Raw genomic sequence first — 762 nt, forward strand, 5'->3', positions numbered from 1 at the left:
ACGAACAAAATGTCGTACTTGGCCAGGATTTCCTTGATCCGCGGCCAGTAGCTCTCGGGCGGGATGATCACGCCGCCGGCGCCCTGGATCGGCTCGGCGATAAAGGCCGCGACATTCTCCACGCCCAGCTCGAGAATCTTCGCCTCCAGCTGGTCGGCGGCCCACAGGCCGAACTCGTCCGGGCTCTTGTCGCCACCCTCGCCGAACCAGTAAGGCTGCGGGATATGGGCGATGCCGGGGATCGGCAGGTCGCCCTGCTCGTGCATGCCCTTCATCCCGCCGAGGCTGGCGCCGGCCACGGTGGAGCCGTGGTAGCCGTTCTCGCGGGCGATGATGATCTTCTTGGCAGGCTTGCCCTGACACGCCCAGTAGTGGCGCACCAGGCGCAGCATGGTGTCGTTGCCTTCCGAGCCGGAACCGGTGAAGAACACGTGGTTCATGCCTTCGGGGGCCAGTTCGGCGATGGCCTGGGCCAGCTCCAGCACCGGCGGGTGGGCGGTCTGGAAGAAGGTGTTGTAGAACGGCAGCTGGCGCATCTGCGTCGCCGCCGCCTCGACCAGTTCCTCGCGACCGTAGCCGACGGCCACGCACCAGAGCCCGGCCATGCCGTCGAGGATCTTGTGGCCCTCGCTGTCCCACAGGTACACGCCCTTGGCCTCGGTGATGATGCGCGGGCCCTTCTCGGCCAGCTGTTTGTAGTCGCTGAACGGCGCCAGGTGATGGGCGCGGCTCATGGCCTGCCACTGGGCGGTTTTCGGGTTG

The 762-nt window shown here is 66.7% G+C and carries 1 protein-coding gene; it reads right to left on the minus strand.

The annotated features are described in order from the left end of the window. Positions 1-762 (minus strand): aminotransferase class III-fold pyridoxal phosphate-dependent enzyme (locus EA796_RS22930; protein ID WP_122110286.1); only part of this gene is annotated, 762 nt, incomplete at both ends.

The sequence above is a fragment of the Pseudomonas sp. AOB-7 genome (assembly GCF_003696305.1).
Taxonomy (GTDB): domain Bacteria; phylum Pseudomonadota; class Gammaproteobacteria; order Pseudomonadales; family Pseudomonadaceae; genus Aquipseudomonas.